This is a genomic window from Emticicia sp. (genome assembly GCF_049241225.1).
Taxonomy (GTDB): Bacteria; Bacteroidota; Bacteroidia; order Cytophagales; family Spirosomataceae; genus Emticicia.
Window position 1 is genome coordinate 5,010 of sequence record NZ_JBMLRC010000346.1, and the last position, 1,082, is coordinate 6,091.

Below are 1,082 nucleotides of genomic sequence, written 5' to 3' on the forward strand. Positions count from 1 at the left end.
TCTAAAATCGCTTGCACTTCGGTTTCGTTTCTTTCGGCTTTTACTTTTTCGAGTTTTTCGATTTGCTTTCTCCTAACCTCCTGATTATCAATATCCAATACATCAATAATCGTTTCGGTATCAGTCTTATATTTATTTACACCTACAATTATATCTTTTCCTGAATCAATTCTGGCTTGCTTTCTGGCTGCCGCTTCTTCGATTCTCATTTTGGGCAAACCAGTTTCAATCGCTTTTGTCATTCCGCCTAATGCTTCTACTTCTTCAATCAAAGCCCATGCTTTTTCTACCAATTCTTTGGTTAGATATTCTACATAATACGAGCCTCCCCACGGGTCAACTACTCGACAAATTTCGGTTTCGTGTTGAAGATACAACTGTGTATTACGAGCAATTCTGGCCGAAAAATCGGTTGGAAGGGCAATGGCTTCATCAAGTGAATTGGTATGGAGCGACTGTGTATGTCCCAAAGCAGCGGCCATTGCTTCAATCGCTGTTCGGGCAACATTATTGAATGGATCTTGCTCGGTCAATGACCAACCCGAAGTTTGGCAGTGCGTGCGTAAAGCCAAAGATTTAGCACTTTTCGGATTAAATTGCTTCACGATTTTTGCCCAAAGCAAACGCCCAGCTCGCATTTTGGCAATTTCCATGAAATGATTCATGCCAATTCCCCAAAAAAACGATAGTCGTGGAGCAAAACTATCAATGTCCATTCCTGCCGCAATTCCCGTTCGGATATATTCCAAACCATCGGCAAGCGTATAGGCCAACTCCAAATGTGCGGGAGCTCCTGCTTCGTGAATATGATACCCAGAAATCGAAATTGAGTTGAATTTCGGCATATTTTTCGAGGTATAAGCAAAAATATCGCCCACGATTCGCATTGAAAATTCGGGCGGATAGATGTACGTATTTCGCACCATAAACTCTTTCAGAATATCGTTTTGGATAGTTCCAGAGAGTTTTTCGGGTGAAACACCTTGCTCTTCGGCAGCTACAATATAAAATGCCATGATTGGTAAAACTGCCCCGTTCATGGTCATCGAAACCGACATTTCGTCCAACGGAATTTGGTCGAA

At 42.1% G+C, this 1,082-nt stretch carries 1 protein-coding gene; it reads right to left on the reverse strand.

Features of this window, described 5'->3' with window-relative positions; translation table 11 throughout:
* Positions 1-1,082 (reverse strand): methylmalonyl-CoA mutase family protein (locus tag ACOVO2_RS18635; protein ID WP_421771422.1); only part of this gene is annotated, 1,082 nt, incomplete at both ends.